Genomic DNA, 13,916 nt, shown 5'->3' with positions numbered 1-13,916 from the left:
CGTCGATCGGCCATATTCATCCCGTCAACGGCCGGCAGGTCCCTGCGCCGCGGCTGCACCGGCGTCGGACTCGACTCGATCCACTACTGTCCGCAGCATTCGACGAGCAACGGCCCTGCGTACGGGCAACGACGCGTACCACACGGCTCGCCCGGCCAGTCCGCGAGGAAAGAACACGAGTCGTTGTTCGATCGTCGGCTGCTTGGCGGTGCCACCGACCGTGAGATCCAACCACGCCTCTCCCGGCAGCCGTCGCGACGACTTCAGCCGGGTGGTGTGTTCGGTTCCCGAGGCGGACGCATCCGGCCCCGTGGCGTCACGGTGCCAACCGGCGAGCACCTCGGCGTCGGCCAATCGTTCGAGCGCAGGCCGAATGGTGCTCGAACGCGCGCCGCTTCGGGCAACCCGGGTATCGGTGTAGACGACCTCTCCAGCCCAATCAGGGTCGGAGGGAAGCGGATCCGACGGGGCCGCAGTTCCGGTGGCGTCGGTCCACCGTGTCTCGACTTCGCCGTCGTCGATCTTGCGTAGAGCCAGCCGCACCGAATCTCGGTAGCCCGTCAAACCTTCGGCCGGACGTGGAACGACGGCGTCGATATCCATCTCGTGACCGACGGCGTCGTACTGCAACGATTCGATCAGCGGCATCGCCAATCCGCGCGGAATCGGCGTCACCAACCCGATCCAGTGACCGGCCAGACGAGGCGTCAACACCGGCAGCACGATGATGCGACGCTGGCGCAGACCGGCCACGTCGGCGTAGATGTTCATCATCTCGCCGTACTGCATGACGTCCGGCCCGCCGATGTCGTACGTGCGGGATTCGGTGACCGGAGCACTCGCGGCCCCGATGAGGTAGTGCAGCACGTCGCGTACGGCAATCGGCTGAATACGGTTGTGTACCCACCGTGGGGTGGTCATCACCGGCAACCGATTGGTCAGGTGGCGAATCATCTCGAACGAGGCCGAACCGGAACCGATCACGACGCCTGCCTGCAGCACGATCGTCGGGACACCCGACTCGATCAGAATTCGACCGACCTCGGCGCGTGACTTCAGGTGTGGCGACAGCTCTCCCGTCGGCGGATGCAGGCCACCGAGGTACACGATGCGGCCGACGCCGCAATCCGCAGCGACGGCGGCTACGTTCTCGGCGCTGTCGCGTTCGGTGTCGGCAAAATCGGAATGGCCCGCGGTGCCCATCGAGTGCACCAGGTAATACATGACGTCGACGTCGCTGAGCGCCTCCTTCAGTGACTCCCGATCACTCAGGTCGCCCTGGACTATCTCGACGTCCGCCGCCCACGGAACGTTGTCGAGCTTGCTCGGGGTCCGAGCCAAAACGCGAACCCGGTAGCCCTCTTCCAGCAGACGCGGTGCCAGACGACCGCCCAGATATCCCGTAGCACCGGTGACCAGCACACGCGGCCGAGACGAAGCGTTCTCGGACGTGGGGACATCGGAGGTAGAACCGGAAGCAGTCATAAACGGGTTCATTACCCGTGCGCGGGCAAGTTCAACCCGCGAGCGCGATCATCGCGATTGCCCCGAGCGCCAACGCCATTCCCACCTTCTGTAGTGCGCCGACCCGTTCGCCGAGCATCACCATCGCCAGCAACACCGTCGCAGCCGGATACAGCGAGGCGATGACGCTCACCAACGACAGCAGACCGCCCTCGTACGCGTAGATCATCGCGGCGTTGGCGACCACGTCGAGCACGCTGACGAACGCGGCAAGTTTGAGCACGCTGCCGTGTGGCGGTACGAAATGCCCCGACGCCAACGCGACAGCCCACACCACCGCGGTGGCCGATGCTCGGGACGCCGCGAGGGGCCACAGCCCACTGCCGTCACCGATCTGATGCAGGAAAATGAACGCGAAGGCGAACGTCACACCCGACCCGACCGTCAGCCAGGCCACGGTGCGGGTGAACTTCATGTCGCGGCCGCCCGCGACCTCGCCGGTCACCTCGTCCGGTGACTCCTTGCTGACCAGCACGACGGCCACCAGGGCAACGGCGATGCCCACGAAGGCGATGACGCCGGGACGCTCACCCATCGACAACCCGACCAGAACGGGGATTCCGGCGACCAGCACTGCCGTCACCGGGGACACCACTGCCATCGGCCCGGCCGCGAGCGCGAGATAGAACCACCACACGGCGACGCCGCCCGCCACACCCGACGCCAGGCCCCACAGCATCGCGGGGAGTTCGATGGTCCCGCCGACGAACGGAGCGACGAGCAACACGATGACGAGCGACAGCGGGTAGGACACGATGACCACCCGCAGGGCTGCGACTCGACGGGACGCGACACCGCCGACGAAATCGCTCACCCCGTAGCCCACGGCAGCTACCAGAGCGAGCAGGACAGCGGTCAGCGCATGCCCTTCACTCGACGCCCGAGCTCACGAGTGACTTCGCGTTCGGCGGTGCGCTTGGCCAACGACTGCCTCTTGTCGTAGTCCTGCTTGCCCTTGGCCAAAGCCAGTTCGACCTTGACCTTGCCGTCCGAGAAGTACATCGACAGCGGTACCAACGTCAGGTTTCCCTCTTTGACCTTGCCGGCCAGGCGGTCGATCTCGCGACGATGGAGAAGAAGTTTGCGGTTTCGACGCGGCGCATGGTTGGTCCAACTTCCGAGCGTGTATTCCGCGATGTGCAGCCCGCGCAGCCAGATCTCGCCGTCGTCGACGGTCGCGAAGGCGTCGACGAGGGAGGCCTTGCCGTCGCGCAGGCTCTTGACCTCGGTGCCGACGAGCGCGACTCCGGCCTCGACGACGTCGAGTATGGAGTAGTTGTGCCGTGCCTTGCGATTGGTCGCAATGGCCTTGCGGCCCTTCTCTCTCACTGCAGGGCCCTTTCTCGAGCGTTCGATGCGTGACGCCGTATCGTCGGCAACCGCTCCAGCATAGAACCGATCGGCAACCGAATTTATTCGCGCACGTAGAGGCGCAATGTGATGTAGGCGGTGACCGCCGCCATTCCCACCCCGACGAGTGCCAGGAACGGCGAGACCAACAGCACGTCACTGTTCGATATCCGAGCCAGAATATTGGCCTGATAGACGTCGGAGAGGACGTCGTCGATGAACATGTTCTTGGCGGTGAACAGCCCGGCAATGGCCAGCGCAGAACCGACCAGAGCTGCGACCACGGCTTCGAGGAGGAACGGCAGCTGGGTGTACCACCGGGTGGCACCGACCAGCCGCATGATTCCGACCTCGGTTCGTCTGGTGAACGCGGCGATCTGAACCATGTTGGCGATCAGAAGGATCGCAGCGATCGCCTGCACGGTGGCAATCGCGAACGCTGCGTTGCGTACTCCGTTGAGGACACTGAACAATCGCTCCACCAGGTCTCGCTGGTTGAGCACGCTCTGCACACCCGGACGGTTCTCGAAGTTGTCGTTGATCACTCCGAATCGTTCCGGGTCGCTCAGACGCACCTTGAACGAGGCCGGGAAACTGTCGGCACTGACCAACTCGGCCAGTTCGGGTTGGTCCTTGAACACTCGCTCGGTCGCGTCCTTCACCGCGTCCTCGCGGTTGAGGTACTGCACCGAGACCACCGACGGTGTGTTCTCGAGATCCGAGCGCAACGTAGCGCACGTTTCCTGGGCACAATCTGCGTCGGTGGCAGAGATGTCGTCGGTGAGGAAGATCTGAACCTCCACCCGGTCGAGGAAGATCTGCTGTGTCTTTCCTGCCATCTGCACCACGAGCAATCCGCCGCCGAACAGACCGAGGGAAATAGCGGTCGTCAAGATCATGGCGATCGTCATGGTGATGTTGCGGCGAAGGCCGGTGAAGACCTCGCTGAAGATGAAACTTGCGCGCATCGCGGAATCCGAGCCCTTCGATTCGTTCGGTCGAGAAGTCTGAGCGGTCGAGTTCGGTCGTCGGCGTCAGCGGCCGACGCCGTAGACCCCTCGGGCCTCGTCACGAACGACTCGTCCGTTGTCCAGTTCCACGACGCGTCGACGCATGGAATCGACGATGTGATTGTCGTGGGTCGCCATCAGCACGGTGGTCCCGGTGCGATTGATGCGTTCGAGCAGCAGCATGATGTCCTGGCTGGTGTCCGGGTCAAGGTTTCCGGTCGGCTCGTCGGCGAGCAATACCAGCGGGCGATTGACGAACGCCCTGGCGATCGCCACGCGTTGCTGCTCACCACCGGACAGCTCGTTGGGCAGACGGTCGGACTTGCCGCCGAGTCCCACCAGATCCAGCACTTCGGGAACAGTGCGCTTGATCATCGATCGAGGCTTGCCGATCACCTCGAGCGCGAACGCGACGTTCTCCACCACGGTCTTCTGTTGCAGCAGTCGGAAGTCCTGGAACACGCACCCCATGCTCTGTCGAAGCCGCGGGACGCGACGAGCAGCGAGCCGGTTGACGTGAAAATCCGCTACGTGGATATCGCCGGACGTTGGCGTTTCTTCTTTGAGCAGCAAGCGCATGAATGTCGACTTGCCCGAACCCGAGGGCCCGATCAGAAACACGAACTCGCCTTTGTCGATGGAGACCGTCACCTTGTCCAGAGCGGGCCTGGTCGAGGTCTTGTAGGACTTGGACACATTCGAGGTGCTGATCACGGGTCGCCAGTGTAGTCCTTACCCGCCGGTAACCGCCGGAAGCGAGCGGGTGCCGCGGCGAGTCCCGAGGGCCGGTAAAGGATGCCTCAGCGCGATGACGTCGGCGCAGGCCGGGACGGGATGAGCGACTGAATCGCGGGCGGGATGGGCACGCCGAACGGGGCGGTCGTCGTGGTTGGCGGGGCGGTGGTCGTCGTCGACTGGGTCCCGGTGTCGTCGGCGCTCGTCGAGGACTCCGGTTCGGTCGTCGCGCTTGGTGTGGTGGTGGTCGACAGACGTGAGGGGGTCGGGACGTACGTCTGCGATTCGCTCGGTTGATTGAGCTCTTCCGGGCTCACCGCAACCGGACCCTGGACCGCTTCCTTGTCCCTCTCGGCGATATCTTCGCTGACCTGCCCGTACAACAGGCCGGTGAGCACGAAGCAGATTCCGAACGCCACGGTGGAGGTTCGGACGCGGCCGTAGATCTTTGCCGGAATGCGCCAATGACGCCAATTTCGTTGCGAGCGTTCGGTTCCGGTATCGGGTGTACTCACTGGTCTTCCGTCCGATCTCGTCCCGATGATTCCGGTGCAACTCCGGCCGTACTGACGTCGGGGGCAACGTTGATGCCCTCGGGCTGCAGCGCAGCGGCGACTCTCACTCGAAGCTCTCGTCCCACCTGGAACTGCTTGCCCGGCAGCGTCCGCGCGACCAGGCGCACGTTGACCTGCCCCACCTCGATGCTCTCCACGCCCATCACGGTCGGTTCGTCGAGCAGGAGCGGACGCAAGTGTGAATCTGCGAACGCATCGCGGCCGACCGCACGCAGCAGCGCGTTCACCTGAGTCAGATCGGCGGTACTGGGCACTGGCACGTCGACGACGGCGCGAGCCCAATCCTTCGACAGGTTGATCGCCTTGACGATCTGCCCGTTCGGCACGGTGATGACCTCGCCGTCGACGCTACGGACCCGCGTCACTCGGAGCGTGACGTCCTCGACGGTGCCCTCGGCATCCTCGGCGGAACCGTTGACGGCGATCTGCACCACGTCACCGAAGCCGTACTGCCGTTCGGTGATGATGAAGAATCCGGCCAGGATGTCTTGAACCACGCGTTGGGCACCGAAACCGAGGGCAGCACCGATAACCGTTGCCGGTGCCACGAGTCCACCGACCCCGAAGCCGAAGCGGCGCAACACCTCGATGGTGACCAGGATGTAGATGAGCGTGACCAGCACCCAGGTGATGACCTGAGCCAGGGCATGACGGTGTTTGGCGGCCTCCGACCGGACGAGCGCATCGCTGTGCTGATAGTTCTGGTCGATACGGGCCGTGATCCGGGAGCCGGTCCACGTGACGAACCGCGCGGCCAGCAGTCCACCGAGGATGTACAGCACGATTCCGAGTGCGTTGAGCTTGAAGTCGAGCGTCGGGTCGAGCCAGGACGTCATCGGTTACTGCTCCCCTCGCATTCGCCAGCGAATTCCCGATTCCAGGAAGCCGTCGATGTCTCCATCGAGAACAGTAGACGGATTGTTGACCTCGTACTCGGTACGCAAATCTTTGACCATCTGGTACGGGTGCAGGACATACGAGCGCATCTGATTGCCCCAGGAGCTGCCGCCGTCACCCTTGAGCGCGTCCATTTCGGCCCGCTCTTCCTTGCGCTTGACCTCCAGCAGCTTGGCCTGCAGCACGCGCATGGCCGACACCTTGTTCTGCAGCTGCGACTTCTCGTTCTGACACGTCACGACGATTCCGGTCGGAATATGCGTCAACCGGACAGCGGAGTCGGTGGTGTTGACCGACTGCCCACCTGGCCCGGACGAGCGATAGACGTCGACCCGAATGTCGTTCTCGGGGATTTCGATGTGGTCGGTGGTCTCGACGACCGGAAGCACCTCGACCTCGGCGAACGACGTCTGGCGTCGACCCTGGTTGTCGAACGGGCTGATCCGGACGAGCCGGTGCGTGCCTTGCTCGACCGAGAGCGTTCCGTAGGTGTACGGGGCCTTGACGGCGAACGTCGCGCTCTTGATTCCGGCTTCTTCGGCGTAGGACGTGTCGTAGACCTCGACGCCGTATCCGTGCTTCTCGGCCCATCGGATGTACATGCGCATGAGCATCTCCGCCCAGTCGGCGGCGTCGATTCCGCCGGCACCGGAGCGAATGTTGACGAGGGCGTCGCGGGCGTCGTACTCACCGGAGAGCAGCGTTCGAACTTCCATGGCAGCGATGTCCTCTCGGAGCGAGGCGCGTTCGGCGTCGGCGTCAGCGGTGGCGGATGCGGCGGCCTCGCCCTCTTCTCCCTCGGCCAACTCGTACAGAACCGGCATGTCCTCGAGGCGCTGCCGGAGTTCCTCCACTCGGCGAAGTTCGGCCTGCGCATGGGAGAGCTGACTGGTCACCTGCTGAGCGTGTTCCTGATCGTTCCACAGGTCGGGTGAGGCGGCCTGATGTTCCAGCTCGTCGATGCGTCGCCGCAGCTCCTCGACGTCGAGAACGGACTCGACTGTGGACAGAGTGGTGTCGAGCTCGGCGAGGTCTGCAGAAACGTCGGGATGCACGAGAGTCAAGGTTACCGGCACACGAACCCGTCCCCGACCGCCCCCGAAGACGGGTGGTCATCCAGGGGTTCGAACCGCGCTGATTCGAACCCTGTTCGGGCACCTCGCCCGCTGTTAGCTTTCGACGCGTCGACATATGCGCACGTCGACATCACTGCCGCCGCACGGTGCCAGCGACATTCGATGGACACAGGAGTCTCGTATGACCGTCACCGACCAGTACCTCGAGAACAACAAGGCATACGCCGCCCAGTTCGACGGCCCTCTACCGCTGCCGCCGTCGAAGCACGTCGCGGTGGTCGCGTGCATGGACGCCCGGCTCGACGTCTACCGGATTCTCGGCCTGGCCGACGGGGAGGCACACGTGATCCGCAATGCGGGTGGGGTGATCACCGACGACGAGATTCGTTCGCTGGCCATCAGCCAGCGGCTGCTCGGCACCAAGGAGATCATCCTGATCCACCACACCGATTGCGGCATGCTCACGTTCACCGACGACGAGTTCAAGAACGACCTCCAGGAAGAGACGGGTCTGAAGCCCAACTGGGCTGCCGAATCGTTCCCCGATCTGAACCGCGACGTTCGGCAGTCCTTGGCGCGCATCGAGCTCAGCCCGTTCGTCACGAAGCACGAGTCGCTTCGCGGGTTCGTCTTCGATGTTGCCACCGGAAAGTTGAACGAAGTCACCGGATAGGCCCGGCCACCCGTATCGCCGCGTACGAGCAGGCCCGTGCGCGGCGATAGTCTTCTGCGGTGACCGACTACTCTGCCGATCTGCATCTCGCCCTCCGGCTCGCCGACGAAGCCGACGTCATCACCCGTGGACGATTCCTCGCCATGGACCTGACGGTGGACTCGAAGCCGGATCTCACACCGGTCAGCGACGCAGACCTGGCCGTGGAAACGATGATTCGGGCGGAGCTCGGTTCGGAGCGTCCCGACGATGCTCTGCTCGGCGAGGAGTTCGGTGGCACGGCTACGTTCAGCGGCCGCCAATGGGTCGTCGATCCGATCGACGGCACCAAGAATTTCGTGCGCGGCGTACCCGTGTGGGCCACGCTGATCGCGCTGCTCGAGGACGGCGTTCCCACCGTCGGAGTGGTCAGCGCCCCGGCGTTGCATCGCCGATGGTGGGCCGCCGACCAGCTGGGATCGTGGACGAGCGTCGGCGACGAAACCGCCCGTCGAATCCACGTGTCGAAAGTCGACTCACTTTCCGCGTCGAGTCTGAGCTTCTCCAGCCTGTCCGGCTGGGCCGACCTCGGAACGAGAGACCGCTTCATCGGACTGACCGATGACGTGTGGCGAGTCCGCGCCTACGGCGACTTCTTCTCGTACTGCCTGCTCGCCGAAGGAGCCCTCGACATCGCTGCCGAGCCGGAGGTCTCCCTGTGGGATCTGGCGGCACTCGATGTTCTGGTGCGCGAGGCGGGCGGGACGTTCACCTCGCTCGACGGACGCGTCGGGCCGCACGGCGGGAGCGCGGTAGCCACGAACGGGCTGCTGCACCAGGACATCCTGGGCCGCCTCTCCCCCGCTGTGTGATTCGGTCGGCACTCACCGGAGACGGACCGTGAGAGCAGCGCGGAGTCAGAGGACTGCGGCCAGGACCAGGGCCAGGAGCGGAGTGATTCCCTGCACGAACGCGGGCCGGAAGTACTTCGCTCCGCCGGTGGCGAGTACCAGAGCCGCGCCGACGATGCTGGCGCATGCGAAGTAGACGATCGCGTCGCCGGCCGAACCGCCCACGATGAGGCCGACCACGATGCCGATGCCGAGAAACAGGTTGTAGAACCCCTGATTGAAGGCCATCGGTTTGGTGATGTCTGCGTCGTTCTGACTGGCGACACCGAACTTCGCCCACACGGCCGGCTTGGACCAGAGCACGCTTTCCATGACGAAGATGGCGACATGGAGTACCGCGGCGAGGGCGGCGAAGACCTGAGCTATCGGATGCACGGGAAACAGCCTGTCACATCGGTACGACGCAGGATACGAAAGACCCGCCACGGTGTCGTGCGCCACCAGTACTTACTCGACAGTAGACAGCTAACTTACTCGGGAGTAAGATCTGTGAAGTCCGTGCCCGACGCCGAGGAACTGGTGATCATGAGCAAGCAAGACAGTGTGGTCGACGCGAAGGCCCCCAAGGTGCCCCGCGATACTTCTGCGGTTGGCCTCAACCCGTTCAAGAGAGATGCGATCGGAACCGCCATGCGCGTTCTGACGGCCATCACCGGGTCCGAACTGGCGGAGAAGTACAACCTTCGACAGACGATCGACCGCGTTACGTACGAGAGCACCAAGACCGGGTTCAAGACCCTCGGCGCTGCCAACCGTACGTTCGCCAAGGTCACCGGAGGCGGCAAGCCCAAGCGTCTCGACGACGGTGCCGCGAAGAACCTGAGCTACTTCGACCTGACCCCCGACGACGAGCAGCGCATGATCGTCGAAACGGTCAAGGAGTTCGCCGAGGAGATCCTCCGGCCGGCCGCCTTCGAGGCCGATCACAACGCCTCCTCGCCCGAGGACCTGGTCCGCCGATCCGCCGAACTCGGCATCACGCTGATCAACGTCCCCGAGGAGCTCGACGGTGCCGCCAGCGAGCGCGGTGCGGTCACCAATTCCCTCGTCGCCGAGGCTCTCGCCCACGGCGATATGGGCCTGGCCCTGCCGATCCTCGCGCCCAGCGGTGTCGCTGTCGCCCTCACTCAGTGGGGAACGGATGCGCAGCAGAAGACGTACCTTCCGGCATTCGTCGGCGAGAAGGTGCCGAACGCAGCAGTGGTCGTCAACGAGCCCCGCGCACTGTTCGATCCGTACGCTCTGCAGACCAAGGCGGTGCGCTCGCCCAGCGGATACAAGCTCAACGGAGTCAAGAGCCTCGTACCCGCGGCCGGCAGCTCGGAGCTGTTCGTCATCGCGGCGGAACTCGAAGGTCGCCCGACTTTCTTCATCGTCGAGTCCGACTCCAAGGGCCTCGTCGTCGAAGCGGATCCGAGCATGGGTCTGCGCGCCGCGGGCCTGGGTCGCCTGATCCTCACCGACGTGGCAGTGCCCGAGTCGGCTCTGCTCGGTGATGGTGACGCCGACCAGCGCGCCGCCGAGTACAGCGCCGCCATCGGTTTGGCCCGTCTGGGCTGGGCCTCCTTGGCCGTCGGTACGAGCCAGGCCGTACTCGACTACGTCGTTCCGTACGTCAACGAGCGCGTTGCGTTCGGCGAGCCGATCAGTAACCGCCAGGCCGTGGCCTTCATGGTCGCCAACATCGCCATCGAGCTCGACGGCATGCGGTTGGTCACGCTGCGTGGCGCGTCTCGCGCCGAGCAGGGACTGTCGTTCACTCGTGAATCGGCCCTCGCACGCCGCCTGGCGTCCGAGAAGGGAATGCAGATCGGCTCCGACGGTGTGCAGTTGCTCGGTGGACACGGCTTCACCAAGGAACATCCGGTCGAGCGCTGGTACCGCGATCTACGGTCCGTCGGCGTCGCCGAAGGCATCGTTCTCATCTAGCTCGCCGACCCGAATTCCATGGCACTCACCCAAGGACACACACGATGATCAATCTTGAACTTCCCAAGAAGCTTCGGGCGCAGGCGAATCAGGCTCACCAGGTCGCTGCCGAGATCTTCCGCCCCATCTCCCGCAAGTACGACCTCGCCGAGCACGAGTACCCGGTGGAGCTCGACACCATGGCGTCCATGGTCGAAGGCATGTCCGACGCCGGTGGCGAAATCGGCGGAGCCGCTGGTGGCCGCGAGAAGGACAGCGAGTCGGCCAAGCCCAGCAAGACAGCCAATTCCAACGGCGGCAACATGTCCGCTCTGGTGAACGTCATCGAAACCTGCTGGGGCGACGTCGGCCTCACGCTGTCGATCCCGTACCAGGGACTCGGCAACTCGGCCATCGCCGCGGTTTCCACCGACGAGCAGCTCGAGCGCTTCGGCAAGGTGTGGGCTTCTATGGCCATCACCGAGCCCAGCTTCGGCTCGGACTCCGCGGCAGTCACCACTACCGCTGTCCTCGACGGCGACGAGTGGGTGCTCAACGGCGAGAAGATCTACGTCACCGCCGGTGAGCGTTCCACCCACATCGTGGTGTGGGCAACGGTCGACAAGTCTCTCGGCCGCGCGGCCATCAAGTCGTTCGTCGTCCCGCGTGACGCTCCGGGCCTGTCGGTTGCCCGCCTCGAGCACAAGCTGGGCATCAAGGCCTCCGACACCGCAGCCCTGCTGCTCGAGGATTGCCGCATCCCGAAGGACAACCTGCTCGGCACCGCCGAGGTCAATGTCGAAAAGGGCTTCGCGGGCGTCATGCAGACGTTCGACAACACTCGCCCTCTGGTTGCTGGAATGGCAATCGGAGTCGCACGTGCCGCACTGGAAGAGTTGCGGTCGATCCTGGTCGATGCCGGAGTCGACATCTCGTACGAGACTCCCGCCTACAACCAGCACGCGGCGGCCGCAGAGTTCCTGCGACTCGAAGCAGACTGGGAAGCCGCCCACCTGCTCGCGTTGCGCGCGGCGTGGATGGCGGACAACAAGGAGCCCAACTCGCTGCAGGCGTCGATGTCGAAGGCGAAGGCCGGACGCTCTGCTGTGGACATCACCCTCAAAGCAGTCGAGTTGGCCGGTACCTACGGCTACTCCGAGCGCCCGCTGCTCGAGAAGTGGAGCCGTGACTCCAAGATTCTCGACATCTTCGAGGGCACGCAGCAGATCCAGCAGCTGATCGTTGCCCGTCGCGTACTCGGAAAGTCCTCGGCCGAGCTGAAGTAAGCAGTGGCTCGTCATCGAGTCGGCACGTGATCGACAAGCGGCACCGGACTGTGCGTCCGGTGCCGCTTTCGTGCGCTTCGAAGAAATGTCGAGGGTCGGTGTCGATATCGTGATGTCTCGATCGTCGTCTTCGTGTACGGCGAATTGCGCCGCGACACCGAGGTACCGAGCCAAGGAGCGCACCATGAAGTACATCCTGTTGATCAACGCCGACACCTCCCCCGGTGCTGCACCCGGCTGCAGCAGTGTGGAGGACTGGATGACCTACGAGAAGGAACTGAAGGAGGCCGGGGTCTACGTTGCGGGGCACGCTCTGGCCGACTTGACCACCGCTACCGCGGTACGCGTCGATCCGAGCACGGGCGAACGGACCGTCACGGACGGCCCGTATGCCGAGTCGCACGAGGTACTCGGGGGTTACGACGTCATCGACGTTCCCGACCTCGATGCCGCGCTCGAGTGGGCGGCCCGCTGCCCCGGCTCCAAGGACGGCGGCACCGTCGTCGTGCGCCCGCTCGCAGAATTCTGACGCGCGGGATCGTTGGGTGAGCGAGGTCGAGGTCAGTCGAACGATCGGATCGGTCTTCCGTGCCGAGCGCTCGATGCTGCTTGCGTCGTTGGTGCAGCGCTACCGCGACCTCGACCTCGCGGAAGAGGTGACGTCGGATGCCATCGAGGCGGCTCTGACGCATTGGCCGATCGATGGCATACCGGCCAAGCCCGGGGCCTGGTTGCTCACCACAGCCCGGCGCAAGGCAGTCGACCGCCTCCGACGCGATGAGACACTGGCTGCGAAAGTGGCCTTGCTGCAGATCGACTCGGACCGCGGCAACCCGTCTGGCACGAATGCGCTCGACGACCGTATGCCCGACGATCGCCTCCAGTTGTTCTTCACGTGCTCCCACCCGGCTCTTGCTGCCCAGGACCGACTCGCCTTGACGCTGAGGTGTCTCGCGGGTCTGTCCACGGCAGAGGTGGCGCGCGCGCTGCTCATCCCTCCCGCCACGGCGGCACAGCGAATAGTGCGGGCCAAGAACAAGATTCGCACGGGGCGTTTTCCGTTTCGCGTTCCAGGACCGGACGAGCTGGCGGAGAGAGTGCCCATGGTGCTCGAGGTCGTCTACTCCATCTTCACCGAGGGGTACTCGGCGACATCCGGCGATGGGGTCGGACGCGTCGATCTCTCGGACGAAGCGATCGGTATGGGCAGAGTTCTGCACGCGGCTCTACCGGGCACGTCCGAGGTGACCGGCTTGCTTGCGCTGATGTTGCTGACCGACGCCAGACGCCGCGCTCGGATCGACGAACACGGCGAGATCGTGCTGTTGGCCGATCAGGACCGGCGCGTATGGAATGCCGCGTTCATCGCCGAGGGAACGCAACTCGTGAGCGAGGCCCTGACCCGCGGAACGGCCGGCCCGTACTCCGTTCAGGCCGCCATCGCGGCATTACACGACGAGGCTGCTGACGCCGCGAGCACGGACTGGCCTCAGATCGTGGCTCTGTACGACGTGTTGATGACACTCACACCATCACCGGTCGTCGAGCTCAACCGGGCCGTCGGCGTCGCAATGACCGAGGGGTTCGAGGCCGGGCTCGAGTTGTTGGACGCCATTGCCGCTGAGCCGGCCCTGCGCCGTTACCACCCGTTCGCGATGGCGAAGGCCGATCTGCTGCACCGACTGGGCCGGATGGACGCGGCCGCCGTGCACTACCGGAGAGCATTGGATTTCGCACGAACGGCGCCGGAGAAGCGTTTGCTGAGAAGACGACTGGCCGAGGTTGCCGACGCACGGGATCAGGCGGACAGCACAGCATCCACCTGATCGGCCGTGAGCGGTCGGTCTGCGTACACCAGCCGGATGGCCTCGGGATCGGGGTTGCCGATGTCGGGTCCACGGGATACCAGCTTCAGGCCGGCGCGCTCGGCCACGCGAGCGGATGAGAGGTTGTGTTCGAGAAGATATGCCACGACCGGCATTTCGGGCCGAG

Annotated in this window: 16 protein-coding genes; 6 read left to right on the top strand and 10 right to left on the bottom strand. The window is 64.6% G+C overall.

The features are described 5' to 3' along the window. Nucleotides 1-24 precede the first annotated feature (24 nt). The 8 genes from E4P29_RS08460 to prfB form a co-directional block, all read right to left on the bottom strand. Nucleotides 25-1,485: an SDR family NAD(P)-dependent oxidoreductase gene (locus E4P29_RS08460; protein WP_135043787.1), complete on the bottom strand. Its 1,461-nt coding sequence runs from the start codon at nt 1,483-1,485 to the stop codon at nt 25-27. Between the two features lie 31 nt (nt 1,486-1,516). Next, on the bottom strand, nt 1,517-2,371 hold the full coding sequence (locus E4P29_RS08455) for a DMT family transporter (protein ID WP_135043785.1): 855 nt from the start codon (nt 2,369-2,371) through the stop codon (nt 1,517-1,519). An 8-nt stretch (nt 2,372-2,379) separates the two neighbouring features. Continuing rightward, a complete protein-coding gene (smpB, locus tag E4P29_RS08450) occupies nt 2,380-2,853 on the bottom strand; it encodes an SsrA-binding protein SmpB (protein WP_027496576.1) in 474 nt (157 codons plus the stop codon). 83 nt (nt 2,854-2,936) lie between these two features. Beyond that, complete coding sequence (gene ftsX / locus E4P29_RS08445) at nt 2,937-3,842, bottom strand: permease-like cell division protein FtsX (protein ID WP_032366335.1); 906 nt, start codon at nt 3,840-3,842, stop codon at nt 2,937-2,939. A 66-nt stretch (nt 3,843-3,908) separates the two neighbouring features. Next, complete coding sequence (gene ftsE / locus E4P29_RS08440; protein ID WP_027496574.1) at nt 3,909-4,598, bottom strand: cell division ATP-binding protein FtsE; 690 nt, start codon at nt 4,596-4,598, stop codon at nt 3,909-3,911. A gap of 86 nt (nt 4,599-4,684) precedes the next feature. Continuing rightward, nucleotides 4,685-5,134, bottom strand: a complete 450-nt coding sequence (locus tag E4P29_RS08435) for a hypothetical protein (protein WP_135043783.1) — start codon at nt 5,132-5,134, stop codon at nt 4,685-4,687. Next, a complete protein-coding gene (locus E4P29_RS08430; RefSeq protein ID WP_094663134.1) occupies nt 5,131-6,030 on the bottom strand; it encodes a mechanosensitive ion channel family protein in 900 nt (299 codons plus the stop codon). The genes E4P29_RS08435 and E4P29_RS08430 overlap by 4 nt, the downstream gene beginning before the upstream one ends. Nucleotides 6,031-6,033: 3 nt before the next feature. Beyond that, entirely contained in the window at nt 6,034-7,146 is a 1,113-nt protein-coding gene (gene prfB, locus E4P29_RS08425; protein ID WP_027496571.1) for a peptide chain release factor 2, read from the bottom strand. Nucleotides 7,147-7,348: 202 nt separating this feature from the next. On the opposite strand from prfB, the gene E4P29_RS08420 reads away from it, so the two are divergent. Together E4P29_RS08420 and hisN are read left to right on the top strand one after the other, a co-directional pair. After that, entirely contained in the window at nt 7,349-7,840 is a 492-nt protein-coding gene (locus E4P29_RS08420; RefSeq protein WP_027496570.1) for a carbonic anhydrase, read from the top strand. A gap of 59 nt (nt 7,841-7,899) precedes the next feature. After that, nucleotides 7,900-8,691, top strand: a complete 792-nt coding sequence (gene hisN / locus E4P29_RS08415; RefSeq protein WP_135043782.1) for a histidinol-phosphatase — start codon at nt 7,900-7,902, stop codon at nt 8,689-8,691. A gap of 45 nt (nt 8,692-8,736) precedes the next feature. On the opposite strand, the gene E4P29_RS08410 is transcribed toward hisN, so the two are convergent. Next, entirely contained in the window at nt 8,737-9,105 is a 369-nt protein-coding gene (locus E4P29_RS08410) for a DUF1304 domain-containing protein (RefSeq protein WP_027496568.1), read from the bottom strand. A gap of 144 nt (nt 9,106-9,249) precedes the next feature. On the opposite strand from E4P29_RS08410, the gene E4P29_RS08405 reads away from it, so the two are divergent. From E4P29_RS08405 to E4P29_RS08390, 4 genes are all read left to right on the top strand, one after another. After that, nucleotides 9,250-10,659 (top strand): acyl-CoA dehydrogenase family protein, encoded by a 1,410-nt coding sequence (locus E4P29_RS08405; protein WP_032366564.1) that lies wholly within the window; start codon nt 9,250-9,252, stop codon nt 10,657-10,659. Nucleotides 10,660-10,703: 44 nt separating this feature from the next. After that, nucleotides 10,704-11,924 (top strand): acyl-CoA dehydrogenase family protein, encoded by a 1,221-nt coding sequence (locus tag E4P29_RS08400; RefSeq protein ID WP_032366333.1) that lies wholly within the window; start codon nt 10,704-10,706, stop codon nt 11,922-11,924. Between the two features lie 184 nt (nt 11,925-12,108). Continuing rightward, entirely contained in the window at nt 12,109-12,453 is a 345-nt protein-coding gene (locus E4P29_RS08395) for a YciI family protein (RefSeq protein WP_027496565.1), read from the top strand. A gap of 16 nt (nt 12,454-12,469) precedes the next feature. Continuing rightward, a complete protein-coding gene (locus tag E4P29_RS08390; protein WP_280634534.1) occupies nt 12,470-13,750 on the top strand; it encodes an RNA polymerase sigma factor in 1,281 nt (426 codons plus the stop codon). Here E4P29_RS08390 and E4P29_RS08385 read toward each other — a convergent pair. Continuing rightward, nucleotides 13,723-13,896, bottom strand: coding sequence for a hypothetical protein (locus E4P29_RS08385; protein WP_200937336.1), 174 nt, complete (start codon nt 13,894-13,896; stop codon nt 13,723-13,725). The two genes, E4P29_RS08390 and E4P29_RS08385, sit on opposite strands and share 28 nt — an antisense overlap. Nucleotides 13,897-13,916: the final 20 nt, after the last annotated feature.

This window comes from Rhodococcus sp. 1R11 (assembly GCF_004563845.1).
Classification (GTDB): Bacteria; Actinomycetota; Actinomycetes; order Mycobacteriales; family Mycobacteriaceae; genus Rhodococcoides.
Note: the sequence above shows the minus strand (reverse complement) of the source record. Positions and strands in the feature narration are given on the sequence as shown.

Excerpts from the sequence above, each read along its gene's own strand:
- E4P29_RS08460 (WP_135043787.1), bottom strand. The coding sequence starts at position 1,485 with ATGACTGCTTCCGGTTCTACCTCCGATGTCCCCACGTCCGAGAACGCT.
- ftsX (WP_032366335.1), bottom strand. The coding sequence starts at position 3,842 with ATGCGCGCAAGTTTCATCTTCAGCGAGGTCTTCACCGGCCTTCGCCGC.
- E4P29_RS08430 (WP_094663134.1), bottom strand. The coding sequence starts at position 6,030 with ATGACGTCCTGGCTCGACCCGACGCTCGACTTCAAGCTCAACGCACTC.
- E4P29_RS08420 (WP_027496570.1), top strand. The coding sequence starts at position 7,349 with ATGACCGTCACCGACCAGTACCTCGAGAACAACAAGGCATACGCCGCC.
- E4P29_RS08400 (WP_032366333.1), top strand. The coding sequence starts at position 10,704 with ATGATCAATCTTGAACTTCCCAAGAAGCTTCGGGCGCAGGCGAATCAG.
- E4P29_RS08395 (WP_027496565.1), top strand. The coding sequence starts at position 12,109 with ATGAAGTACATCCTGTTGATCAACGCCGACACCTCCCCCGGTGCTGCA.